At 60.6% G+C, this 22,588-nt stretch carries 20 protein-coding genes; 12 read left to right on the forward strand and 8 right to left on the reverse strand.

What is annotated here, in order from left to right; all coding sequences use genetic code 11:
• Window positions 1–317: 317 nt before the first annotated feature.
• Entirely contained in the window at window positions 318–1,010 is a 693-nt protein-coding gene (locus HCG46_RS12950; RefSeq protein ID WP_168686459.1) for a hypothetical protein, read from the reverse strand.
• A 150-nt stretch (window positions 1,011–1,160) separates the two neighbouring features.
• Here HCG46_RS12950 and HCG46_RS12955 point away from each other — a divergent pair, with 150 nt between their 5' ends.
• The 3 genes from HCG46_RS12955 (at window position 1,161) to HCG46_RS12965 (ending at window position 6,943) form a co-directional block, all read left to right on the forward strand.
• On the forward strand, window positions 1,161–1,757 hold the full coding sequence (locus tag HCG46_RS12955; protein WP_168686460.1) for a hypothetical protein: 597 nt from the start codon (window positions 1,161–1,163) through the stop codon (window positions 1,755–1,757).
• Window positions 1,711–3,177 (forward strand): DNA polymerase Y family protein, encoded by a 1,467-nt coding sequence (locus HCG46_RS12960; protein ID WP_022999625.1) that lies wholly within the window; start codon window positions 1,711–1,713, stop codon window positions 3,175–3,177. The genes HCG46_RS12955 and HCG46_RS12960 overlap by 47 nt, the downstream gene beginning before the upstream one ends.
• Before the next feature lie 376 nt (window positions 3,178–3,553).
• Window positions 3,554–6,943, forward strand: coding sequence for an error-prone DNA polymerase (locus HCG46_RS12965; RefSeq protein ID WP_168686461.1), 3,390 nt, complete (start codon window positions 3,554–3,556; stop codon window positions 6,941–6,943).
• 208 nt (window positions 6,944–7,151) lie between these two features.
• On the opposite strand, the gene HCG46_RS12970 is transcribed toward HCG46_RS12965, so the two are convergent.
• Together HCG46_RS12970 and HCG46_RS12975 are read right to left on the reverse strand one after the other, a co-directional pair.
• A complete protein-coding gene (locus HCG46_RS12970; RefSeq protein ID WP_075284378.1) occupies window positions 7,152–8,099 on the reverse strand; it encodes a hypothetical protein in 948 nt (315 codons plus the stop codon).
• 20 nt (window positions 8,100–8,119) lie between these two features.
• Window positions 8,120–9,151, reverse strand: a complete 1,032-nt coding sequence (locus HCG46_RS12975; RefSeq protein ID WP_189640267.1) for an HD domain-containing protein — start codon at window positions 9,149–9,151, stop codon at window positions 8,120–8,122.
• Between the two features lie 542 nt (window positions 9,152–9,693).
• Between HCG46_RS12975 and HCG46_RS12980 the strand changes: the two genes are divergently transcribed.
• The 3 genes from HCG46_RS12980 (at window position 9,694) to HCG46_RS12990 (ending at window position 12,265) form a co-directional block, all read left to right on the forward strand.
• Entirely contained in the window at window positions 9,694–10,272 is a 579-nt protein-coding gene (locus tag HCG46_RS12980) for a hypothetical protein (RefSeq protein ID WP_139314286.1), read from the forward strand.
• Between the two features lie 273 nt (window positions 10,273–10,545).
• Complete coding sequence (locus tag HCG46_RS12985) at window positions 10,546–11,544, forward strand: aldo/keto reductase (protein WP_168686462.1); 999 nt, start codon at window positions 10,546–10,548, stop codon at window positions 11,542–11,544.
• A gap of 1 nt (window position 11,545) precedes the next feature.
• Entirely contained in the window at window positions 11,546–12,265 is a 720-nt protein-coding gene (locus HCG46_RS12990) for a spermidine synthase (RefSeq protein ID WP_168686463.1), read from the forward strand.
• 10 nt (window positions 12,266–12,275) lie between these two features.
• On the opposite strand, the gene HCG46_RS12995 is transcribed toward HCG46_RS12990, so the two are convergent.
• Window positions 12,276–12,983: a YafY family protein gene (locus HCG46_RS12995; RefSeq protein ID WP_168686464.1), complete on the reverse strand. Its 708-nt coding sequence runs from the start codon at window positions 12,981–12,983 to the stop codon at window positions 12,276–12,278.
• A gap of 181 nt (window positions 12,984–13,164) precedes the next feature.
• Here HCG46_RS12995 and HCG46_RS13000 point away from each other — a divergent pair, with 181 nt between their 5' ends.
• Window positions 13,165–13,560, forward strand: coding sequence for a VOC family protein (locus tag HCG46_RS13000; protein ID WP_168686465.1), 396 nt, complete (start codon window positions 13,165–13,167; stop codon window positions 13,558–13,560).
• Between the two features lie 5 nt (window positions 13,561–13,565).
• Here HCG46_RS13000 and HCG46_RS13005 read toward each other — a convergent pair whose 3' ends face one another.
• The 3 genes from HCG46_RS13005 to HCG46_RS13015 all read right to left on the reverse strand — a co-directional run bounded on the left by HCG46_RS13005 (window position 13,566) and on the right by HCG46_RS13015 (window position 15,839).
• Window positions 13,566–14,240 carry a DUF2161 family putative PD-(D/E)XK-type phosphodiesterase gene (locus HCG46_RS13005; RefSeq protein WP_205838483.1) on the reverse strand — a complete coding sequence of 225 codons (675 nt, stop codon included), beginning with the start codon at window positions 14,238–14,240 and terminating at the stop codon, window positions 13,566–13,568.
• 197 nt (window positions 14,241–14,437) lie between these two features.
• Window positions 14,438–14,986, reverse strand: coding sequence for a PRC-barrel domain-containing protein (locus tag HCG46_RS13010; RefSeq protein ID WP_062490698.1), 549 nt, complete (start codon window positions 14,984–14,986; stop codon window positions 14,438–14,440).
• A 193-nt stretch (window positions 14,987–15,179) separates the two neighbouring features.
• Window positions 15,180–15,839: a matrixin family metalloprotease gene (locus HCG46_RS13015; RefSeq protein WP_152508623.1), complete on the reverse strand. Its 660-nt coding sequence runs from the start codon at window positions 15,837–15,839 to the stop codon at window positions 15,180–15,182.
• 548 nt (window positions 15,840–16,387) lie between these two features.
• On the opposite strand from HCG46_RS13015, the gene HCG46_RS13020 reads away from it, so the two are divergent.
• The 3 genes from HCG46_RS13020 (at window position 16,388) to HCG46_RS13030 (ending at window position 19,306) form a co-directional block, all read left to right on the forward strand.
• Window positions 16,388–16,876 (forward strand): twin-arginine translocation pathway signal, encoded by a 489-nt coding sequence (locus HCG46_RS13020; RefSeq protein WP_168686466.1) that lies wholly within the window; start codon window positions 16,388–16,390, stop codon window positions 16,874–16,876.
• A 19-nt stretch (window positions 16,877–16,895) separates the two neighbouring features.
• Window positions 16,896–17,516 (forward strand): ferric reductase-like transmembrane domain-containing protein, encoded by a 621-nt coding sequence (locus HCG46_RS13025; RefSeq protein ID WP_168686467.1) that lies wholly within the window; start codon window positions 16,896–16,898, stop codon window positions 17,514–17,516.
• Between the two features lie 242 nt (window positions 17,517–17,758).
• On the forward strand, window positions 17,759–19,306 hold the full coding sequence (locus tag HCG46_RS13030) for a hypothetical protein (RefSeq protein WP_168686468.1): 1,548 nt from the start codon (window positions 17,759–17,761) through the stop codon (window positions 19,304–19,306).
• A gap of 20 nt (window positions 19,307–19,326) precedes the next feature.
• On the opposite strand, the gene HCG46_RS13035 is transcribed toward HCG46_RS13030, so the two are convergent.
• A complete protein-coding gene (locus HCG46_RS13035; protein ID WP_062490706.1) occupies window positions 19,327–20,232 on the reverse strand; it encodes a LysR family transcriptional regulator in 906 nt (301 codons plus the stop codon).
• Window positions 20,233–20,332: 100 nt separating this feature from the next.
• Here HCG46_RS13035 and HCG46_RS13040 point away from each other — a divergent pair, with 100 nt between their 5' ends.
• The gene (locus HCG46_RS13040) at window positions 20,333–21,520 is read left to right on the forward strand and encodes an MFS transporter (RefSeq protein WP_168686469.1); all 1,188 of its coding nucleotides are present in this window, start codon (window positions 20,333–20,335) and stop codon (window positions 21,518–21,520) included.
• Window positions 21,521–21,536: 16 nt separating this feature from the next.
• Window positions 21,537–22,571, forward strand: coding sequence for an aldo/keto reductase (locus HCG46_RS13045; protein ID WP_168686470.1), 1,035 nt, complete (start codon window positions 21,537–21,539; stop codon window positions 22,569–22,571).
• Window positions 22,572–22,588 lie beyond the last annotated feature (17 nt).

A 22,588-nucleotide genomic window follows, 5' to 3' on the forward strand; every position in this document is an offset into this window, starting at 1 on the left:
AAATTTGAAGAATCCCGACCCTTGATGGGATCCAGGGCTGCATTTCCGGCGGAAGCCAAGTTCTCGTCCGACAGCAAAAGCGTGCCCCCGGACACGGCTCCACCCTTGCCGCAATCCCGGCTAATGCTGGACTTTTTGCAGAATTTAGTTGGCTCATATGAAACTGTTCAGTCGTTCATATGAACTCTTGGTGACATTCACCGGCCTGTGGAAAGTGCAGATTTTTTCAATCGCCTGCAGGCCCGAAGCAGGAACTTCGGACCCGGCAAGGCACTTTGCGGGTGCTTGTCAGATACCTTTATGATGCTTTTGGCGCCTCAGGCGTCCTGTCCGAAGATCCGGCGTTTCGTGCTTTCGGAAGAATGCAGGATCTTGTTGTGGAGATAATGCTTGGCCCGCTTCTCCAGAAACCGGACGGCGTATTCCAGCTTGCCCTTGAGGCTCCGCCGGGGCTTCGGCCCTGGCGTCAGGTGTTTGTGGATCCGCCCCTCGTCGCAGAGCTGCTGGACCCACTGCTTTTCCGCATCCCAGTCGTGGGTGTGCTGTTTGCCCTGATGGGTGAAGCCGAAGAGGTGAATTTCGGCGTCCGGCAGAACATCCAGGAATTCGGCGATGATGGACGCGCCCGATGTCGGATTGCTGCGGTCGAACGGATCGAATCTCTTCAGGTGTTCCCGCGCCTTGTTCGTCGGGCCGAACCCGAGATAGCGCGGCTTGCATTCGCGCGCGAACAGCCAGTCGACTTCGCCGTTCTCCTTTATGTCGTTCACCCAGACTTCCGGCGCGCGTTCCAGGGCAAGCGGGTTGATCCGCTTCGACATATAGACCCGGGCCCGGTTGAGCATCAGAACGTCGACCCGCTGGCCCGCAACGCCGAGGGCCGGCGCACTGTTGAAGCGCAGCACCAGGTCCGCCTTGTCGATTTCCGGCGCATCGGCCTCGGAAATCGGTCCGTTGCCGACGATGGAAATCGTCCTGATCTTCCGGCCGTCCAGAAGGCTGCTGGTCATTGGTGCTTTCCTGCCTGTTGTGCCGGGCGTATAGCAACCCGGCTCGTGCCCGGCAACGGCTGTTTGGAATGGATATTGACCGTATCCGGTTCCGCAAACAGCTTCCATGAGTTAGGCTTTGCTCAACCGATTGCTACAGACGATCCTTGCATGTCCTTGAAATTCTCCTCCGTCTTTCCGTTGAAACACGCCCGCGCGCACGAAGTGTGCGGTGACAGCGTGTTGAGCTTTGCCGCGATCGCCGCCGGAATGGCCAAGGGGGCCGTCGTGTGGATTTCGGAAGACTGGCGCCCGACGGTGAACCCGGAAGGCCTTGCGGCCTACTGCGATCCGGGCCGGCTGCTTCTGACCCGCGCCGGCAACCAGCTGACTGCTCTGGCAAGTGCGGAAACCGCGCTCAGGTCCGGCGCCGCCGGGCTGGTGGTGGCTGAACTTTCCGGCACCGTCGGACTGACGGAGGGCCGCCGGCTGCAGCTGGCGGCCGAGGCCGGACGCACCACGGCCATCCTGCTGATCCCGGAAGGCGCGGGCAGCAATGCCGCCGAAACCCGCTGGCGCAGCACCTGTCTTCCGGCCCAATCCGCCCCCTCTTCCGGTCTTGCACCGGAGCCTCGTCAAAATGGTCACGACTCGACTCATTGGCGCTGGTCGCTTATAAAGAACAAAATAGGAACATTGTCGGAATGGGTAGTACGTTGGGATGCAGCGGCGCATCGTGTCATTGTGGTTTCCGAGGCTGGCGGCTGAGCGCTCCCTGCGTGCCCGGCCCGTCGACGCACCCTTTGCGCTGAGCCTCTTCGACCGCAATTCCGAACGCCTTTACGACCTGTGCCCGCGTGCTGAAAGCTTCGGCCTCAACCGCGGCATGACGCTGGTTCACGCGCGCAGCTTCTGCCCCGGTCTGCTGACCCGCCCGGCGGACCCGGCCGCCGACCAGCGTTTCCTGAGGCTCCTGGCCCGGTGGGCAACCCGTTACTGCCCATGGGTGGGCCTTGACGGGCGCAACGGCCTCTTTCTCGACATCACCGGCTCGGCTCACCTGCTTGGCGGCGAGGAGCCGCTGCTGGACGATATCCGTGCCCGGCTCGCCCGGGCGGGGCTGACCGCCCGGCTCGGCCTTGCCGATACCCCGGGAACGGCCTGGGCGCTGTCCCGGTTTGCCGAAGGCATTGCCGGGACCGGCGAAACCCTTGCCCGCATCGGCCCGCTGCCCTTGTCGGCCCTGCGGCTGTCCGACCAGACCTGCACCAGTCTGGAACGGCTCGGCATTGCCACGGTCTCGCAGCTCTACAATCTGCCGCGCGCCACGGTTGCCCGGCGGTACGAGCCCGATGTCCTGCGCCGCCTCGACCAGGCGCTGGGGGCGCTGCCCGAACAGATTTCTCCCCTTGGCGAGGAGCCGGGCTTTGCCGTGCGCATGACCCTGCCCGACCCGATCGGCCTTCTGGACGATGTCATGGCCGCCGCACGCCGGCTGACCGCGCATCTGTGCCAACGGCTCGACACCGCGCAGAAGGGCGCCCGCAGCCTGAAGCTGACCTTTCGCCGGGTCGATCAGGAAAACCAGGCGGTGGAACTGAAACTCGCCCGGCCGATGCGCGACCCGGAACGGATCCTGGCCCTTTTCGAGCGCGGGGTCAGCGCGGTCGATGCGGGCTATGGCATCGACATGATCCGCCTGGAGGCAACCGAGGTGGAACCGCTCGGCATGCGCCAGCTGGACCGCACCGAGGGCCTGGAGAAGGACGGGTTAGATGATCTCATCACCCAGCTCGGCAACCGGGTGGGCCTCGACAACATCCTGCGGTTCCAGCCGGTCGACAGCCACATTCCCGAGCGCAGCTTCAAGCTGGTGCCGGCCGCCTACAGCCGCCCGGCGCAAGCCTGGCCCGCCAACCGGCCGCGGCCGATCCGCCTGTTCGCGCCCGAGCCGATTTCCGGCACCGGCTTCGAACCGCCCCGGCGCTTCCGCTGGCGCGGCCGGGCCCTGACCGTGTTCGAGGCCGAAGGGCCGGAACGGATCACCCCTGCCTGGTGGGACCTGGACGACAGCTGGGCCAAGGGCCTGCGCGACTACTGGCGCATCGCCACCCATCAGGGCCAGCGCCTGTGGCTGTTCCACACGCCCCAGCACCCGGCCTGGTTCGTGCAAGGGGAGTTCGGCTGATGGGCTTCCGCAGTTTGCGCCTTGCCTCTATCGCCTTCCCGGTCCTGGGCTCCCCGATCCTGGGCTCGCAGATCCTGGGCTCCCCGGTCCCGGATCTCCGCTGCGTTGCGTCCGGGATGACGGCGGAGAAGAAGGTTGTTGTTCCGGCTCTCCCCGCCCCTTGCCCGGTGTCACTCCGGACGAGCATCGCGAGATCCGGGGCCTACTCGTTTGCAGAGCGGTGCCGGCAGGGGCTTCCGGTGCCTGAAGGGCAAGCGGACCGGCGGTTGCGACCGGGCTTTGCGCTTTTGCTTTGCCAGGACGGCACGCGGGGACACGGGGATCTCGCGCATCTGTCCTGCAAGGACAGCTTTGGAAAGAACAGGGAGGCTTGCCGATGAGCATGCTTCCGTCGCCTGACGATTTCCGGCCAGAGCCGGTCCGCTATGCGGAGCTGGCCGTGACGTCGAATTTTTCGTTCCTGCGGGGGGCCTCCCATCCGGAGGAGCTGGTGACCCGTGCCGCGATGCTCAATCTCGATGCGGTTGCCATTACCGACCGCAATTCGCTGGCCGGGGTTGTCCGGGCCTATTCGGCGCTGAAGGAGATCAAGCGGGCGGCGGCCGAGGAAGGCGTTCAGATCCGCTCGCATTCGCAGATCGACACCTCCTCCCGCAAGGAGACGAACACGAGCCCGCCCCTGCCTGCCCCGCAGACGCTGAAGCTGCCGCGGCTGATCGTCGGCGCGCGGCTTTGCCTGCAGGACAGCCCGCTGCACTGGGTGGCGCTGCCGACCGACCGCGCCGCCTATGAGCGGCTGAGCCAGTTGCTTACCCTCGGCAAGCGGCGTGCGGAAAAGGGCGAGTGTCACCTGAATTTCTCCGACCTGATGAACGCCTGCAAGGGCATGATCCTGATTGCCCTGCCGCAGCCGGAGATGGCGCGCGAGACAATTTGTGAGACGGCTAAGGATCACATTCGCCGCCTGCGCCAGGAAGCGCCGGGACATGTGTTTCTGGGCGCGGCACCCCGCTATGACGGCACCGACCAGGCCTGGTTCCGCACCTGCGCCCGCGCGGCGCATTCGCTTGCCGCGCCGATGGTCGCCGTCGGCGACGTGATGATGCACCATGCCGGCCGGCGCCGGCTGGCCGACGTGCTGACGTGCCTGCGCGAAGGCTGCACCATCGACGATATCGGCACACGGGCCCTGCCCAATGGCGAACGCCGGCTGAAGGCGCCGGAGGATATGGCAAGGCTGTTCCGCCACCATCCGGCGGCCCTTCGCCGGACCCTTGAGATCGCCACCCGCTGCAGCTTCGATCTGTCCGAACTCTCCTACCAATATCCGGACGAGATCACGGGCAACGAACCGCCCCAGGAGCGGCTGGAACGGCTGACCTACGAGGGGCTGGAGAGGCGGTATCCCGCAGGCGTGCCGGACCATGCGCTGGCGCTGGCGGAAAAGGAACTGAAGCTGATCCGCAAACTTGCCTTTGCCGCCTATTTCCTGACCGTGCATGACATCATCCGCTTTGCCCGCAGCAAGAACATCCTGTGCCAGGGGCGCGGCTCGGCGGCCAATTCCATCATCTGCTATGCGCTCGGCATCACCGATGTGGGGCCGGAAACCATCACCATGGTGTCGGAGCGCTTCATCTCCGAGCACCGGGGCGAGCCGCCGGACATCGATGTCGATTTCGAGCATGAGCGCCGCGAGGAGGTGATCCAGTATGTCTATGAAAAATACGGCCGCCACCGCGCCGGGCTCTGCGCCACGGTGATCCACTTCCGCACCCGCGCGGCGATCCGCGAGGTCGGCAAGGTGATGGGGTTGAATGCGGATGTCACCGCCGCACTGGCCGGGCAGATCTGGGGCAGTTCCAGCAAGGGGCCGGAAGAAACGCGGATGCGGGAGATCGGGCTCGATCTCGACAATCCGCGCGTCCGCCAGACCATTGAGCTGATCCGCGAAATCATCGGCTTTCCGCGCCATCTCAGCCAGCATGTCGGCGGTTTCGTGATCACGCAGGGGCGGCTCGACGCGCTCTGCCCGATCGAGAACGCGGCCATGGAAAACCGCACGGTGATCGAATGGGACAAGGACGATATCGACGCGCTCGGCATCCTGAAGGTGGATCTGCTGAGCCTCGGCATGCTGACCTGCATCCGCAAGTGCTTCGAGCTGATCGACACCCACCATGGCCAGGAACTGACCCTCGGCACCGTGCCCCAGGCCGACAGGAAGACCTATGACATGCTGTGCGTGGCCGATGCCATCGGCGTCTTTCAGGTGGAAAGCCGGGCGCAGATGAACTTCCTGCCGCGCATGCGCCCGCGCCAGTTCTACGACCTTGTCATCGAAGTGGCGATCGTGCGCCCCGGCCCGATCCAGGGCGGCATGGTGCACCCTTACATCAACCGCCGCCAGGGCCGGGAGAAGGTCACCTTCCCCTCAAAGGCGCTGGAGGAGGTGCTGGGCAAGACGCTTGGCGTGCCGCTGTTCCAGGAACAGGCGATGCAGATCGCCGTGGTTGCCGCCGGGTTCACACCGTCGGAAGCCGACAAGCTGCGCCGCTCCATGGCCACCTTCCGGCGCATGGGCACCATCGGGCAGCTGAAGGACAAGTTCATCTCCGGCATGCTGGAGCGCGGCTACGAGCTGGAATTCGCGCAGAACTGCTTCGGCCAGATCGAGGGGTTCGGCGAATACGGCTTTCCGGAAAGCCATGCCGCCGCCTTTGCCATGCTGGCCTATGTCTCGGCCTATCTGAAATGCCACTTCCCGGCCGAGTTCGCCTGCGCGCTGCTGAATGCCCAGCCGATGGGCTTTTATGCCCCGGCGCAGATCGTGCGCGATGCCCGCGAGCACCAGGTGGAGGTGCGCCCGGTGTGCGTCAACACCAGCCTGTGGGACAACACCCTGGAACGGCGCAGCGACGGCGCGCTGGCGCTGCGCCTGGGGTTTCGCCAGATCAAGGGCCTGCGCGAGGAGGACGCGGCCTGGATCGTCGCGGCCCGCGGCAACGGCTATCCGGACACGGAAACCCTGTGGCTGCGCACCGGCGTCATGCCGGCCACGCTGGAGCGGCTGGCCGAAGCCGATGCCTTTGCCGGCATGGGGCTCAGCCGCCGGGCCGCGCTCTGGCAGGTGAAGACCATCCGCAGCCCCAAACCGCTGCCGCTCTTCAACGACCCCATCGACGGCGAGGCGATCTTCGAGCCGGATGTCCTCCTGCCCACCATGCATCTGGGGCAGGAAGTGGTGGAGGATTACCTGTCCACCCGGCTGACCTTGCGCGCCCACCCGATGGAACTGCTGCGCCCGCATATCGCGCATCTGACCCCGCATGACCGGCTGGCGGCGCTGAGCCCGCGCGAGGCGCGCCGCGTTTCCGTCTGCGGGCTGGTGATCACCCGCCAGCGCCCGGGCACGGCCTCGGGCGTGATCTTCCTGACGCTGGAGGACGAGACCGGCGTTTCCAACGTGGTCGTCTGGCCGAAGATGTACGAAAAATTCCGGCCCGCCGTTCTCGGCGGACGGCTCCTCAAGGTCACCGGGCGGCTGGAACGCGAAGGCATGGTCGTTCACCTGATCGCCGACCACATCGAGGACCGCTCCCGCGACCTGTCGCTTCTCGGCCACCCCAACGACGACGTTCTGGGCCAGACGACCACCAAGACCGACGACGTGCCGGTGCATCTGAAATCCGACGCACAACGCACCCGCGCTATGCACCCGCGCGAACAGGCCAAACGGCTGTTCCCGAGCCGGGATTTTCATTGAGGGGCGGCGCGTGAGATGGGTGGGGAGTGGAATTTTGCTGCTGTCGGAGCGAATGACCGAAATGGGGTCAGTTACAACCCGAAGCGCCGCTTTGACAAATGTCCGTTTCAGTCTGGCAGCAAGTTGGGACCAGACAGTCTGCCACCAAGATGAAGGTTTGGCGTCCTCTCTATACAATGGGTTGTGGATTTCTGGAAAATTATGGGCGCTAAAGGAGAATCGCGTGAACTATTCTAGTTTCTGGCCCGTAATGGCTGAGCATAATTTTCACCAATTCGTTCTTAAATTTTCTCGCCAATTCCGTCATCTCTTCAAACTCAGGGGTTTGCATTCCCTCGTCGCCATCAAGATTCAGTTTGGACCTAACGGTCTCGTCATCAAGGCTACTTAAGAACTGACCATACAACTGTTTTGCGGGGGAGAATTCCTCGGACAGAATGCCTTCGAGGCGGGTAATACCTTGCTGAGAGAAAAGCTCAACAAGTCGATCTCTTTTTTCATTCGGCGGCAAATCGGAAGCTTCGGCGATAGCAACCATACCAGCAAAGCAAAGAAGCATTCTTGACATTCGCAACTTCGCCAACCGAAGCGCGCGTGGTTTTTTTCCTCCAGACGTTTTGTGCTCAAAGTCTATGCAAATTGTTCGCCAGTACCGAATAATATCATTGAGTAAGTACAGCGCCAATTTATCGTGCTCTAAGCTGTCCGCAACATATTGAGAAATCAGCTTAACACGCAGATCTTCAAAAACGCCTTGATTGAATATCCATTCACCCTCAAGGAGAAACAGCATACGCCTCGTCAGCGTTTTGTTCGTGTCGTCGTCCCCTCCGATAGGAGTGAGTAGCTTATCAGCATTTAGAGCTCCCTCAAAAACGCCACCACTTGCTGGCATCTTTAAACCCTTGAACTCTAACGCTTTACGAAACTCATATTCCTCACCAGATAAATCGACGTCCTGTGAACTTACGTCATTTACATATAAAAAAAAATGGTCGATATCTGATCCACTAGTGTATTCGCGACGAGCGACGCTTCCATTTACACCGATGATAAGGTCCTGCCGATCCCCGAATAGTTCGGCCGCAACATTGCGCATCACTTTAAGTTGAGTCTCCGCGGCTGCTGCACATTTCTCAAAAATAGTTTGAGTCATAACGTCGTAAAATTCCCCAATTATACTCCTCCCAGAAGCTCACCAAGAGAAACTGTCCAACTATTCTTTTTGTGTTTGTAGCGTAGTGTCATATCAGTCAATGAGATCAGATCCACAGATTCATCGACATAGTAACGGCGTCTTCGTGCTTGAACTTCAGCATTGAGCCACTTCGCTGGCAGTCGCGTTATCAGGCTTCCACGGTCACTAGCAGCTAAGTTAATTAGAAGAAAAAGCTCGGGATACTTCTTCCTAAGCTGTCGCTCATCCATAAAAAAGTCTAAGGTATCCAACTGGGCAAGATTTGTTCGCGCCCAAGCTTGAGCAACAGTGTCCATCACCAATCCTGTCGGCGAATTGATAAGCAAGGCATAAACGTTATGTTTAAGCTTCCAGAACTCATCGAAGTCAGCTTTTGGCAACTTGGATTGCCCGGATTGAGCCCACCTTTCAACGACGGATAAAGCTGTTCCAAATGCAGGTCGGCGACCAACAATAGCGCGACAGCGCGTAATCCCCTCAAGCGTATCTAAGTTTATTTTTCCAGAAAAAAGGTAGCCAAAAGACCCGTCGTACCTGCTATCGATCAAGTCCATAATTTCTTCAGGATCGAGCTGATGGCGTTTTAGAATATCCAGAATCTCCGTCCCAAGAATACTATTGCCTAAAACAATACTTCTTGTTGCCCGATGATGATCAATACCAAGTGCCTCTTCGAATACTGGCTCAAGCGTATGCGAAAGTGGCCCATGGCCGATATCATGCAACAGGCTGGCAGCGAGAAGCTTCAATCGGTCCATTTGAGAAATTTCGGCACTCAGTGCAAACCTCTGAGCAAGTAGCGCTACACCTACAGAATGTTCTAGCCTATTGTGTTTGCGACGATGAGGCTCTTTTCCATTACCTCTACGGAAATGATCTATTGCACCCAGAAATCCAATATGTGCTAACCGCTGCATTGATCTAGTAGATAGAAGTTCATTTGCTATCGGATCAAACAATTGATTTCGGTCGTCAGACCTCAGGGCGTAGTTAGGGGTTTCGACATTCAACAACTCGTACTGCCCACCTCCACGAAGAAACGCATCTGTATCGTGGCCGCAGTGACTTTGTGGACAATCGAACAATTCTGAACCTCAATAGAGCTTGTACCGGAGATACCCGATTCCGTTTCTTCACTAGCGTAGTTTGCAATAGATGGTTTTGCTAGTGTCTGTCCGCATACGTCTTAGCTTTATCATATTCGCTACGCGTTAAAGTTTGGCGCCAGTTTCCGACGGATTGAACACATCCTACCGACGCCTGGAAACGAGCAGTTTGACAAAAGAGCCATGTGTGAAGCTTCTATCACTCTAGACAACCCACTGTCCAACTGCGTTTGCCTACGGAAAGAACGGTGCAAAAACCTGTAGTGGAAACCTTACCACGACTCTGCCGCGCCAAACATGAATATCGCGATTGAGCTGCATGCAGGCCTTCAATGCAATAGACATGAACCGCAGCTTGAAGCCCGAACCTACCTGATGCCAAACCCTAGATTGCACCCAGGCGACCAAGTCGCTAGATGGCTAGAGATCCACCAAAAGGAACTAATATGGGATTTCGTATCTGTTATCTTGCGAGCGAGGCTTTGCCGGACGAACTAATTGACAAATTGGGTTTAACGAAGGGTGAACCGGTCGAAGAGATGCCAGATGGCAATTGGTGGACTGCAAGACTCAACAGCACCGGTTGGACCATCCTATGGTCAGAGGATGAAGGCTTTGGACGAAGCGTTCGAGATCAGGTTGCCGAACTGTCCCAGAAGCATCGGACATATATCTGCGAAGTTAACGAAACGGTTATGTGGAGTTCTTCCGAGTTATGGCAGAATGGTCGACAGATTTGGAAAGTCACTCACGCCGGAAACGGTGAAGACAGGTTCGATCTATCCGAAATCGGAGAACTTCCAGCAATCTACAACGAATTGAAGCAACGTCACGTTCTGGCTCAAGTGGATAAAGAGGAAAACATTGATTATGCCTTTGAAACCCCGCTTGACCTGCCTGCATTGGAGATTGGCTTCAGGCATGATAATTACTTAGAAGCTGAGGATGTTGAGGTGTTTAATATTATCACTCTGAAGAGCCCGAAGATAACACGAAGCTTATTGTCCAGCATTTTTGGCAAATAACCCGCAAAGACAGTTGTGTCCGCAGCGCCAGCGCCTGGTTGCTAGCTGTCTTCTCTGATGCAACGAATGGTGGCTTCAGCGGTTCGCATCGCAGCATAATTTTGGCAGGTGGATATCGGCTCCGAACCAAAAGCAGGAGCCTGCCTCGGAAGTCCTGTCCGCACCTGTCCAAGAATTCAATCCCCACTGAGCTGCCACTTCCGCCCTTTCAGCGCCCGGGACAATGGCTTAAGAAAAGAACTCTTCAGCTTTTCCAGCACGTAGAGGGGACACATGGAACAACGCAGATTGGGCGCCAACGGGCCGGAAGTGGGTGCCATCGGCTATGGGGCGATGTCCTTCTCCGACATGTACGGGCCGACGAACGAAGCGGAAAGCCATGCCATTCTGAATGCCTGCCGCGATCTGGGTGTCACGCATCTGGATACGGCCAATGTCTACGGCATGGGCAAATCGGAAAGCGCCCTCGGCAGCTATCTGAAAGCCAATCCGGGTGCGCGGGACGAATTCGTGATCGCGACCAAGGCCACGATCACCACCGATGCGAACGGCAACCGCAGCTTCGACAATTCGGCGGAGCACCTTGAAGCCGAGCTGGACAAGTCTCTGCAGCGGCTTGGCGTGGAGTGCGTGGACCTGTTCTATGCCCATCGCCGCGACCCGCGCTTTACCCCGGAAGAAACGGCGGCCAATCTCGGCCGGCTGGTTGAAAAGGGCAAGACCCGCGCCATCGGCCTGTCGGAAATCGCGCCGTCGACCCTGCGGCGTGCCATGAAGGTGTTTCCTGTCGCGGCCGTTCAATCGGAATATTCGCTCTCCACGCGCGCGCCCGACCTTGGGCTGGTGCAGGCCTGCGCCGAGCTTGGTGTTGCCATGGTGGCGTTCTCGCCCGTCGGCCGCTCGCTGCTGACGGACCATCCGATCCCGCGCGAGCGGATCGCCGAGCTACCGTTCCTCAGCACGAACCCGCGGTTCATGGAGCCGAACCTGACGGAGAACCTGCGCATCATGGAAGGCTTCCGCAAGCTTGCAGCGGAGATGGGGACGACGGCGGCGGGGCTGGCGAATGCCTGGCTGCTGACCCGCGGGCCGCATGTGATACCGATCCCCGGAACGCGCTCCGTGGAGCACCTGCGGGAATGCATCTCGGGTGCGGCCCTGAACCTGACGGCAGCGGATCTGGAGCGTATCGAGGCCGTGCTACCCGTTGGCTGGGCCCACGGCGACCGCTACTCGGACGTGCAAAGCATCGGGCCGGAGCGCTATTGCTGAGATGAGCAGGCTGTTTGAAGAACTGGACTACGCGCCGACACCGATCGGCGCGATATCCCTGCGCCGCCGGCATATCCTGGCGCTGAAGACCGACGTCTTCGAAATCCTCCTTGGCGAGGAACACCTGATGTCGAGCCTTTTTACCGCGTCGGAAATCGCGCTGGCGGACAAGGGGCTTGCGGCCCTCGACGGTGACAAGCTGGACGTGCTGGTAGGCGGACTCGGGCTTGGCTACACCGCGCAGGCCGTCCTGGCCCATGAGAGCGTTGCCGACCTCACCGTGGTCGATCTGCTGGAGCCTGTCATTCGCTGGCATGAGGAAGGCCTCGTGCCGATGAAAACCGAGCTTGCCGACAACCCGCGCTGCCGGCTGGTGCAGGGCGATTTCTTCGCCATGGCAGCCTCGGAAGAAGGCTTTGATAGAGACCAGCCCGGCCGCCAGTATGACGCTCTGCTGATTGATATCGACCACACCCCGGAACGGCTGCTGCATGGCGGCTCCAAAGGCTTTTACACGCCCGAGGGCCTGCGCTCCGTCCAGCGTTTCGTGAAACCGGGTGGGATCGTCGGGCTATGGTCGGATGAAGCCCCGGACGAGGCCATCACGGCCTTGCTTGGCCAGGCGTTTGACGCGGCCTGGGCCGAACCGGTGGTGTTCGCAAATCCCTTACAGGACGGGCGCGAGGTGACCCAGGCGGTCTATCTGGGGCGCAAGGGGTGAGTTGGCGCAATCAGGCGCGCGGGAAATAGCTTTCCCGCTCGGCATCCATGGCCTTCCGCCAGCGAGCCTTTAGAGAGCCGCGACTTTCCGGATAGCGTTGATCCAGCGCCTCGGCAAAGGTCATGCGGTCGGTGCGGAAATAGCGGAAGTCCTGGCGCAGCTCGCACCAGGCCGCAAGGATGCGGCCTTCGTCCCGGTAGCCCAGCAACACGGGCCAGACCACGCGCTTACTCTCCTTGCCATCACCGTCGCGGTAGCCCAGCGACACCTTCCTGCCTTCCAGAATGGCCCGCCGCAGCATGGCCGCATCGACCTTGTCTTCTGATGCCGGGTCGACGGGCCGCACGCTCATCGCGGCTGCCGCAATGTGGCGGCGCAAGGGCCCGGGCGTGATGGCCTCTATCTTGGCGATCAGGTTTTCCGCTGCCCTGGCAAGTTCCGGCTCGGCGCGGGTGGAAACCCACAAGGCCCCCAGAACCGCCGCATCGATTTCCTCGGCCGTCAGCATCAGGGGCGGCATGTCGAAGCCCTCTTCCAGAACATAGCCGACACCGGCTTCCCCCCGGATCGGCACGCGCTGCGCCGTCAGGGTGGCGATGTCGCGATAGACCGAGCGCTTGGAAACCTCCAGCTCGTCCGCGATCGCCTGCGCCGACACCGGCTGGCGCACCCGGCGCAGGATCTGGATGATTTCAAACAGTCTGTCCGCGCGCCGCATGGCCCGTCTCCCCGGCACGATGCTGCCAACACGGTGTCAGCAGGGGGCCTTTATAGGACCCGGACACCAGAGTTGGAAGCGTCCGGAGACCATGACCCGAAACCTGACAAAACACCTTTTGTGGATCCTCGCGATCCTTTTTCTGACCAGCGGAACCGCGCTTCATGCGCAGGAGACAGACATGACAAATTCACAAGCAGCAACCGTTCAAAGACTTGGCGTCTATGTTCTGTCCAGCGACCTGAGCCGTTCACGTGAGTTCTATGGAGCCATCTTCGGCACAGCGCCAAAAATCGAGACGGATGTCTTCATGGGTTTTGATGTGGCCGGTGGGCTGTTTGCCGTCATTTCAAGACAGACCTTCGCGCCGGACGCCAAGCTTGGCGGCAACGCAGTCCCCTATCTGAAGGTCGACGACATTCAGGCGGCCCTGCAGCATGTCGAGACAGTCGCCCCCGATGCGCTGAAGGCCCCCGGCCTGATCAGCGAAGGACCGATCAGTCTGTTCAAGGTCACCGATCCGGATGGCAACATCCTCGAGTATTATGCGCTCAACATGCCGATCGACGGGCTTTAGAACTGCTATCCGGCAGCTTCATCCGGCGTGCTCAGAGACGCTACCCCCTTGGGCGTCAGGGCGTAGATGCCTCTTTCCACCCGCTCGAACCAGCCGTAGTGATCGTCGGCCATCATGCGGGTTGCGGTGGCAACGCCTGTTGCCCTGGCGACATCCGCGCCGCGGCTGGGGCCGTTGGTGGAAAGATGTTCTGCGCAGCGGATCGCATCCTGCCGGTAGGCTGTCACGAGCGTGGTGCGCGTCGAACCGCCGGTGTTCGGGTCACCGACCCGGCGGGCAAACTCCCGCAGGAGCCGATCCTTGCGCGCCTTGGACTTGCGCGGGGTGAAAGGCGCCGGGTCCAGGTGCACCTCGACAACGCCATCCGGCAGCCTGACGGTGATCACGCCAAGGCCGAGCCTTCGGGCAAGCTGCAGGTTCTTCTTCAGGGACTGGATAAACTGCCGGCCCTTGCCCCGGGCGACCGCGACATAGACTGCGTCGGTCACCGACTGGCGCACGACCGCCTGATGAAACAGGCTCAAGGTGAACCCGGTCTTGAGTTCGACAATCACCGGATCCGCACCCTCGCGGCACGCGACGATATCGGCCGAACCGACTTCGGCCTTCACCTCATATCCCTGCTCAACAAGAAAAGCTTTGACCGGCGGATAGAGCTCGGTTTCCAGAATGCGCCCCATGGCGGCATCCTACGTGCGAAGCCATGGGCGGGCAATCTTCCGGCCGGGGCTGCCGGGCGAAATCCAAGGGTTAGATCCGCCGTAGCGCTTCAGGGACGGAGCCGGAAGCCGACACTTTCAAAAAAGACCGGACCACATTGCGTGACCCGGTCCGATCCGTCCTTGCGCGTTCCAGATGAGAACGCAGGCAGCCATGGTTACTGCGCTGTCTGAGGTTCGCCCACTGCGGGGGCATTCAGCTGCTCGGCCTCCTGCCGTGCCTTTGCAGCTTCTTCCGCCTGGCGTATCTGCAGTGACGTCAGAAACGCAGGAGCTGCATCAACCTCGTCCAGAGAGGCCTTGATCACCAGCGTCTGGTCACCCGGCTCCACCTTGCTGTGCTCGACCGCATCATAGGGAACGCCGATCAGCTTGGTGCCGAGGCCCAGAAACCCTCCTGCCTCGATCACGACACCAACGACCTTGCCTTCGCCATCGATTTCAAGCGCGGCCACCTCGCCAATCGTGTCGCCAGCCGGATTGGTGACTTCCTGCCCGATCAGGTTGCTGGAAAGCCAATGGCCGGATTCCTGTTGGGCAAGGAACGGGGTCACGCCTTCGAACGCGATCTCGGGCGCATCGCCCTCGGGCATTGTTTCCTGGATCATCGGGTCTGCTTCGCGGGGTTGAGAGGTCTCCTGCGCCAGCGCGGGACTGAGCGACAGCGCCAGGGCGGCGATTGTGGCCGGAACGATGTTGCGTTTCATGATTCACTCCCTTGTTGCCGCGCCGGCAGAGCAGACAACCCGTTCGCCCTCACCGATGCGTAGACAGACAGATAGGAAGCAAAATTGGCCTTTTCGGGCAACGGCTTGATAAAATTAGCTATTAAATATCAGCAGGTTACCCATTGACGCGTGACGGGACATACCCGCAAAACGTGTCAATTTGATGATAGATTCAATCTATACGGGCACCGTATAACCACCGCACTCCCTCGATATCGCTCGGCTGCAGACCCTCGAAGGTTTCCCGGTACTTGAAGTGCATGATCGAGCTCTTGCGAAGGTAGTGATCGAGGCCGATCGCATGACCGATTTCATGGGCAAAGGTGTACTGCAAATCGTAGGTCTTCAAATCGCCGTCGAAGCCGATCTTCCATTTGTGAACCGGATTGAGACAAACGGCAGACCGGGTGATGCGGGCAAGCTTGGCGGCCGCCGTGGCACCTGACCGTGCTTCCGGTTGCCGGCCGGGTTTTCCGAGACCCCGGTCCGAAACGTCGGTCACATTCGACTTCGGACGATCTGCAAAGTCGGACTGGAACCTGACGTTGGTGAACGCAAATCCCCTTGGAATGGACTGCACGCCCAGCAGAATATCTGCCGCGTTCACGTCCGCGATCTCTTCGAAGGTGAGCCCGCTGACATTTTGCCAAAGCTGGAAAGCGAGCGACGCCTGGCGCCGCACGTCCTCAAGGCCCAGGGAACTCAAGCGCGCAAGGCGCGCCAGACTGTCCATCGCCCCGCAATTTCGTGCTTTCTCCTGCACGATGGGCTGCTGCACGAAGGCATAGGTGACGTGAGCCGGCGTGCCGAGCTCCGTCTTTCCCCATTTCACGAGATGTCCTTCCAGCTTGAGCGGGGCAAAACCTGCAGCGTTGCCTGCCAGTGAAGGAACCAATGAACAAAAAGTCACAATTGCAGCGATGAGGAAAATGAAGCCGGTCTTCAATGTCTCACTCTTTGGTCGTTCAAGGGTCGGGTAAGACTGCTGACCGTAACGCCAAGGCCGCGTCCTGGATCAGTTTACAATGCGGCAGCTTTACCGCGCCTTGCGAAGGCCCTCAGGCCTGCATCCAAGAGCCAACATCAAGGCAACTCTCGGCTTCTTGCATCTGCGCCGAACGTTACGTCACATTGCCGGCGAAGAAAATCCGGAAAAATCCCATGCAGACGCGAAATCCCGAGAAAATTTCAAGCGATTGAAAAATTGCAACAGTCCAACCACCCGAAAGCGATGCCGTTTGCTCACGCAGGTGTGAGCACGATCGGTCGAATGAAACGTCCCGATGCCTCGGAAATGCCCGGAAACACCCTATACTTGAACATCGGACGCGCCCGGTACCCACAAGGAACCGGGCCCAAACGCCCGACAGGAGATTACTCATGACATCCGGTCTCATTACCCGCCGAAACCTGCTTGTCACCGGAACCGCCCTGCTGGTGTCGGGTGCATCCGGGTTGAGTGTTCCCGCACAGGCCAAAGGCGTGGCGCCGACAGCGTCGATGCGGGGCGGGTCCAACAACTATCGGCCCGGTGCGCCCATTGTCGACAGGATCGGCGGTGGCGGTTTCTGGATGAGCGGAACCGTGCGGCGCGCAGGTGACGGTGCCCCTCTGGCAGGCCAGCGCATCCAAATCTGGGCACATACGACCGAGGGGAACGAACGCGACCAGCGCAGCCATGGCGCGACGCTCACCGATTCCAATGGCGTCTTCCGCCTGGAAATGCCGCAGATCGTTCCGGCCTTCGGCCAGCCCCACGGGCATCTGGCCTATGACAGCGGGGAGTTCGAAACCGTCTTTCTGCGACCGGTGATGAGAAGCTCGGCCGACACCAGCCTGGAAGCACATTTCGTGCTGCAGCCTGCTTGACCCGGACTTGCCCGACGGCATGAACCGCCTTCGTGCTCTTCTGATATGGGCCATCCTGGCAACGATCCTTGTTGTGCCGATGCTCGCGGCGGCGGCAAGCCCGCTGCTGCAATGGCGCCAGCCGGTCTATATCGCGGCAAGCTTTGCCGGCATTGCAGCGATGGCGCTGCTCTTGTTGCAGCCCTTGCTGGCTGGAGGTTATCTCCCTGGTGCTGAAAGCCTGAAGGGCAGGCGCCTGCACCGCTGGACCGGTTCGTTGCTGGTGCTGGCAATCATCCTTCATGTCGGCGGGCTCTGGATCACCAGTCCACCGGATGTCATCGACGCCCTTCTCTTCAGATCACCGACACCCTTTTCCGTCTGGGGCGTGCTTGCCATGTGGGCCGTATTCGCCGCGGCATTGCTCGCCGCAGTCCGACGACGCCTGCCAATCCCTCCGCGTCGTTGGCGCCGCCTCCACACCCTGCTTGCCATGGTGATCGTCATCGGCAGCGCCGCCCATGCGCTGTTGATCGAAGGCACGATGGAGACACTGTCCAAGGCTGCGCTTTGTGCTTTGGCACTGGCCGCGACGGTGAAAGTGATTTTTGACCTGAAAGTCTGGGCAAGGCGTCCACGCCAGAAGAAGACTGGCTCCTGATCACCCTGCAGCGCTTCAGGCAGCCGCGGCACAGAACTGCCTTAAAAGGGCAGGTTTCATATCTTGCGATGTGAGCGCGGAAGAACCCATGCTATGGTTTTTTCCGATTTCTGTTCACGCCATATGGCGGCACCTCTTTTGCCTCCACTGCGGAATTTTCCAGGTTTTGACTGTTCGGGAAATCCGAACTTCTCTCGTGGTGGCAGGTGCAGCCTGGTGACATTTCGAAAGCCTGATTTGCCATGCCCTTCCGTTTTCCCGCCCGGCCCTTTTTCTTTCTTGCCACACTGCTGCTGTGCGCCCAGAGCGCCTCATCCGCTGAGTTGACGCTTGTCTCCTTCCGCTACAGCGACGATGCGCCGGTGGTGCATCTGCGGCTGGAAGGGGAAATTCGGGCGGAGGACGGCGAGCGCGTGGAGGAGGCCTTCGCGCAGCTGGCGCGCTGTTCGGGTGCGGCCTGCAACAACGATTTTGGCGGGCCGCGTGCCGTCGTCTCGCTGTCGAGCCCCGGCGGTTCCTATTCAGCCGGGGTAAAGCTGGCGGATTTCTTCAGAAACAACACCATCGCAACAGTGGTCGAAGCTGGAGACAGCTGCGTTTCGGCCTGTGCCATGGCGTTTCTGGGCGGCTCGTCCTTCTGGCCGACCGGCGGCATCGGCACCTTCATCGACCGCACCATCGAACCGGGCGCAAGGGTCGGTTTCCACTCGCCCTATTTTACCGAAGAGACTGCGGTTGCCGCCGTCCGCAGCGGTCAATTGGGTCAGTTGCTCGAGCTTACCCGGCTTGCGATTGCCGACATCGTCAAGAACCTGACGCGCTATTCGGTCAGTCAGCATGTGCTGGACCGGATCATCAGCATGGGCCCGGAAGGATTTTATGAAGTCGATACGCCCGCCGCGCTCTTTGCGATCAGGGCGCAACTGCCCAGCTTCGACCCGGCCCTACTGAACATCCCGTTCGAGAACCAGATCCTGAACGTGTGCAGCCGCCTGGCCGCGCTGCACTACGAGCAACCCCTGGGCCTGCTCGATGCGTCGCTGCTGGAAGATACCAACGACGGCCGCACACCGGAGGGCGACAGGATCAGGCTCTACGACCTTGCCGACCGGCCGCTCAACGTTGCTGGCTGCGGCGTTCCGCGTAACAAGCAGTCCGGCACCATCGATACCATGTCTCTCTACCGGCTGGTCAGCGACGGCGAAATCTTCGAGCCGCTATTGTCGTTTCACAATTCGAAAGACGGCGGCTGGTCGTCGCTTGGTTATCGGGGAGGACGGGCAACGGACGCTTTCATCAAGCTGGGGCCGCTCAACCATGTGCTGATGGCTCCGGACGAAAAGCTGGACGACCTGCCACGCGCGGTTTGGGAAGAAATAGAAGCCGCCAAAGGCCGGGTCGCCAACCCGCACCTGCCGAGCCACAGCCGCCCCTGGCCCGTGGAAACCCTGGCTGCCACACAATGGTCGCGCAGCTACCTTGGCGAAGGACTGACGATTGTCGAACAGACCGGCCCGGCAAGGCTCTTTGAAGAGCTGGCCGAGCAGGCGGAAGGAACCAGCATTCTCTATAGCCAGGACAAGCCGGACACTCTGGTACGGTCCGGCGAGGACACCGAAAACGGCACCTCCTACTACTGGCTCGCCCTTCGCTCCGGCAACCGGGCCGCCACCATTCGCGTTGAAGCGCCCGCTCTGGCAGCAGGCCTCACCAACGCCCAGAAATCCCTCATGAGCCTGGTGGCCTGCTCAAGCGATTTCGAAGGCGTTCATCTGGGGTGTTTCAAGTAAGGCGGTTCGAAAGCCGCGCGTCAGGACACGGCGCCGTGTTCGGCGAGAAAATTCAGCAGCACGCGGACACGTGCCGGCAAAGGGCCGCCCTGGCCGGTGTAGACCGCGTGGAAGGCTTCGCTGTCGTCTGCATAACACTTTTCAAGAACCGGCTTCAGACGTCCCGCGGCGATGTCAGCACGTACTGTAAAGGCAGCCAGACGCGCCAGCCCAAGGCCGTTGATCGCCAGCCGGCGGATGGCCTCGCCGTCGCTCGCCTGAACGCGCCCGGGTGGGCAGACTGCTATCGGTTCGTCGTCGCGCAGAAAGCGCCAGGTATCGACTTCCCGCGGATAGTTGAACCCGATTTTTCTGTGCCCCTCCAGATCCGCGACGCAGGCAGGTTCCCCGACACGCTGAAGATAGTCAGGCGAGGCGACGATCAGCATCGGTGTTTCGCCGAGCTTGCGTGCTACCAGGCTGGAGTCCTTGAGCGGCCCTGCCCGCACCACAACATCCGTCCGCTCCGCGAGAAGGTCGATCAAGGCGTCGGTCAGAACGATTTCGAGAGAGATGTCTGGGTACTGCTCGAGGAACACAGGCAGGACGGGCTCAAGAATGTGGGTCGCATAGGAGGCGCTGGTGTTCAGCCGAATGCGGCCGACCGGCTGCTCGCCCAACCCTGCCTGCCGTTCCGCTTCATCGATGCTTGAGAGAATTTCTCGCGCACGCTCGTAAAAGACACATCCTTCGGCCGTCAGGTCCAGGCGTCGGGTGGACCGGTTGAAAAGCCGTGCACCAAGCCGTGTCTCGAGCCGGGAAATGAGCTTGCTGACTGCAGACTGGGTCATCCCCAGGTGCCTGGCTGCGTGGGAAAACCCGCCCAGTTCAACAACCTGAACAAAGACCTCCATCTCACCGCTGCGGTTTATGCTGGCGCGCGACATATGACTTAAATTCACTTATTATATTCATTTCGGGCGTATAGTTCATGATATGAGCACTGCCTAGGTTCCGTCCATTGAAATTTCATGGACCGAATCCAAAATGCCCCTTGCTCTTTATGCACTGGCGGCCGGAGCCTTCGGCATCGGCGTCACAGAATTCGTCATCATGGGCCTTCTGCTAGAGGTCAGCCGCGATCTTGGTGTCTCGGTCGCTGCAGCAGGAATGCTCATCTCCGGCTACGCCCTCGGGGTCGTGGTCGGCGCGCCCATCCTGACCGTCTTCACCGCGACCTGGAACAGGAAGCGCGTGCTGATCGGCCTGATGGTGATCTTCATCATCGGGAACGCCGCCTGCGCGCTTGCACCCAGCTACGACCTGCTGATGGCAGCCCGTATCCTCACGGCCCTCGCTCATGGAACCTACTTCGGTGTCGGCTCGGTCTTCGCCGCCTCCATGGTCGGCAAGGGCAAGCAGGCGTCCGCAATTGCCATCATGTTTACAGGGCTGACGCTTGCCAACATCCTCGGCGTGCCGGCCGGAACCTGGCTTGGCCAGCAATTCAGCTGGCGCATGACCTTCTGGGCCGTGACGCTGATCGGCCTGGCCGCACTGGCCGTGCTCATTCTGCTCGTGCCGACGGATCGTTCGCGCGCCGCACAATCCGGCTGGCGGGCCGATCTGAAGGCCGTGTCGCGCGCTTCCGTCCTTCTCGGTTTCCTGACCACGGTCCTGGGGTTTGCAGGCGTTTTCACCCTGTTCACCTACATCGCCCCGTTGCTGACGCAGGTCAGTGGATTTGCCGACACGGCGGTATCCCCGATCCTGTTGATCTTCGGTGGGGGGCTGGTCGCCGGAAATCTCCTGGGCGGAAAACTTGCCGACATCAGACTGAAGACCGCGCTCATCGGCAGCATGGCAGCCCTTGCACTCGTGCTGGCGGTCATGTCCGCCGCCTTTGGAAACCAGACCGCGGCCGTGGTGCTGACGGGACTGCTCGGCGTGGCGGGGTTCGCAACGGTTCCTCCGCTTCAGTCCTGGGTTCTGTCGAAGGCCGTTGGCGCCGGAGAAAGCCTTGCGTCCAGCCTGAACATTGCCGCCTTCAATCTCGGCAACGCACTTGGGGCCTGGGCCGGCGGCATGGCCATCTCCCGTGGGCCCGGACTTGAAAACCTGCCTCTGGTCGCCGCGGGCTTCCCCCTCCTCGCCATCGTGGTCGCGCTTGCCTCCTTCGCGATTGAGCGGCGGCGCGTGCCCTCCCCGATCTCCACTCACCAGACTGCCAGCTAGAAAGGACATCACCGACATGGACTATCGCTATCTTGGAAACTCCGGGCTCAAGGTTCCCGCCCTCAGCTTCGGTGCCGGCACATTCGGCGGCTCCGGCCCACTCTTCAGTCATTGGGGCACAACGGACGTCGCAGAAGCGCGCCGCCTTGTCGACATCTGCCTCGAGGCCGGCGTCAACCTATTCGACACCGCGGACAACTACTCCGATGGCGCTTCGGAAGAAGTGCTCGGTGAAGCAATCAAGGGCCGCCGCGAGGAGGTCCTGCTCTCCACGAAAATGAGCCTCCCCCTGGGGGATGGATCCAATGAGGCAGGGTCTTCACGGTTCAGGCTGATCAGGGGTGTCGAGGCTGCACTCAAGCGCCTTGGAACTGACCATATCGATCTTCTGCAACTGCACGCATTCGACGCCTTCACCCCGGTGGAAGAGGTGCTGTCGACGCTCGACCAGCTCGTCCGCGACGGGAAAATCCGCTATATCGGCGTTTCCAACTTCTCCGGATGGCAGATCATGAAATCACTGGCCGTTGCGGAGAAACACGGCTGGCCGCGCTATGTCGCAAACCAGATCTATTATTCTCTCGTCGGACGGGACTACGAGTGGGACCTGATGCCTCTCGGCGCAGACCAGGGCCTGGGCGCCATGGTATGGAGCCCGCTTGGCTGGGGTCGGCTGACCGGCAAGATCCGCAGGAACAATCCGATCCCCGAGGGCAGCCGACTGCATGAGACCGCAAGTTTCGGACCTCCCGTGGAGGACGATCTGCTCTATTCGGTCGTCGACGTTCTGGATGCGATTGCAGAAGAAACCGGCAAGACAGTCCCGCAAGTGGCGATCAACTGGCTGCTTCAACGCCCCACTGTCGCGTCGGTCATCATCGGGGCGCGCAACGAAGCGCAACTTCGCGACAATCTGGGAGCAACGGGTTGGGCGCTGACGGACGAGCAGATTGCCCGACTTGATGCCTCGAGCGCGCGCACTGCTCCCTATCCGCATTTTCCCTATCAGAGGCAGGAGGCTTTCGCACAGCTCAACCCAACCCTGGTCTGACGGGCAATCCTGAACGG

Origin of the sequence: Labrenzia sp. PO1, assembly GCF_012273635.1 — a bacterium.
GTDB lineage: Bacteria > Pseudomonadota > Alphaproteobacteria > Rhizobiales > Stappiaceae > Roseibium > Roseibium algicola.

Coding starts and splice junctions, on each gene's coding strand:
- HCG46_RS12950 (WP_168686459.1), bottom strand. CDS start 1,010: ATGACCAGCAGCCTTCTGGACGGCCGGAAGATCAGGACGATTTCCATC.
- HCG46_RS12955 (WP_168686460.1), top strand. CDS start 1,161: ATGTCCTTGAAATTCTCCTCCGTCTTTCCGTTGAAACACGCCCGCGCG.
- HCG46_RS12960 (WP_022999625.1), top strand. CDS start 1,711: ATGCAGCGGCGCATCGTGTCATTGTGGTTTCCGAGGCTGGCGGCTGAG.
- HCG46_RS12965 (WP_168686461.1), top strand. CDS start 3,554: ATGAGCATGCTTCCGTCGCCTGACGATTTCCGGCCAGAGCCGGTCCGC.
- HCG46_RS12970 (WP_075284378.1), bottom strand. CDS start 8,099: ATGACTCAAACTATTTTTGAGAAATGTGCAGCAGCCGCGGAGACTCAA.
- HCG46_RS12980 (WP_139314286.1), top strand. CDS start 9,694: ATGGGATTTCGTATCTGTTATCTTGCGAGCGAGGCTTTGCCGGACGAA.
- HCG46_RS12985 (WP_168686462.1), top strand. CDS start 10,546: ATGGAACAACGCAGATTGGGCGCCAACGGGCCGGAAGTGGGTGCCATC.
- HCG46_RS12990 (WP_168686463.1), top strand. CDS start 11,546: ATGAGCAGGCTGTTTGAAGAACTGGACTACGCGCCGACACCGATCGGC.
- HCG46_RS12995 (WP_168686464.1), bottom strand. CDS start 12,983: ATGCGGCGCGCGGACAGACTGTTTGAAATCATCCAGATCCTGCGCCGG.
- HCG46_RS13000 (WP_168686465.1), top strand. CDS start 13,165: ATGACAAATTCACAAGCAGCAACCGTTCAAAGACTTGGCGTCTATGTT.
- HCG46_RS13005 (WP_205838483.1), bottom strand. CDS start 14,240: ATGGGGCGCATTCTGGAAACCGAGCTCTATCCGCCGGTCAAAGCTTTT.
- HCG46_RS13010 (WP_062490698.1), bottom strand. CDS start 14,986: ATGAAACGCAACATCGTTCCGGCCACAATCGCCGCCCTGGCGCTGTCG.
- HCG46_RS13020 (WP_168686466.1), top strand. CDS start 16,388: ATGACATCCGGTCTCATTACCCGCCGAAACCTGCTTGTCACCGGAACC.
- HCG46_RS13025 (WP_168686467.1), top strand. CDS start 16,896: ATGAACCGCCTTCGTGCTCTTCTGATATGGGCCATCCTGGCAACGATC.
- HCG46_RS13030 (WP_168686468.1), top strand. CDS start 17,759: ATGCCCTTCCGTTTTCCCGCCCGGCCCTTTTTCTTTCTTGCCACACTG.
- HCG46_RS13035 (WP_062490706.1), bottom strand. CDS start 20,232: ATGTCGCGCGCCAGCATAAACCGCAGCGGTGAGATGGAGGTCTTTGTT.
- HCG46_RS13040 (WP_168686469.1), top strand. CDS start 20,333: ATGCCCCTTGCTCTTTATGCACTGGCGGCCGGAGCCTTCGGCATCGGC.
- HCG46_RS13045 (WP_168686470.1), top strand. CDS start 21,537: ATGGACTATCGCTATCTTGGAAACTCCGGGCTCAAGGTTCCCGCCCTC.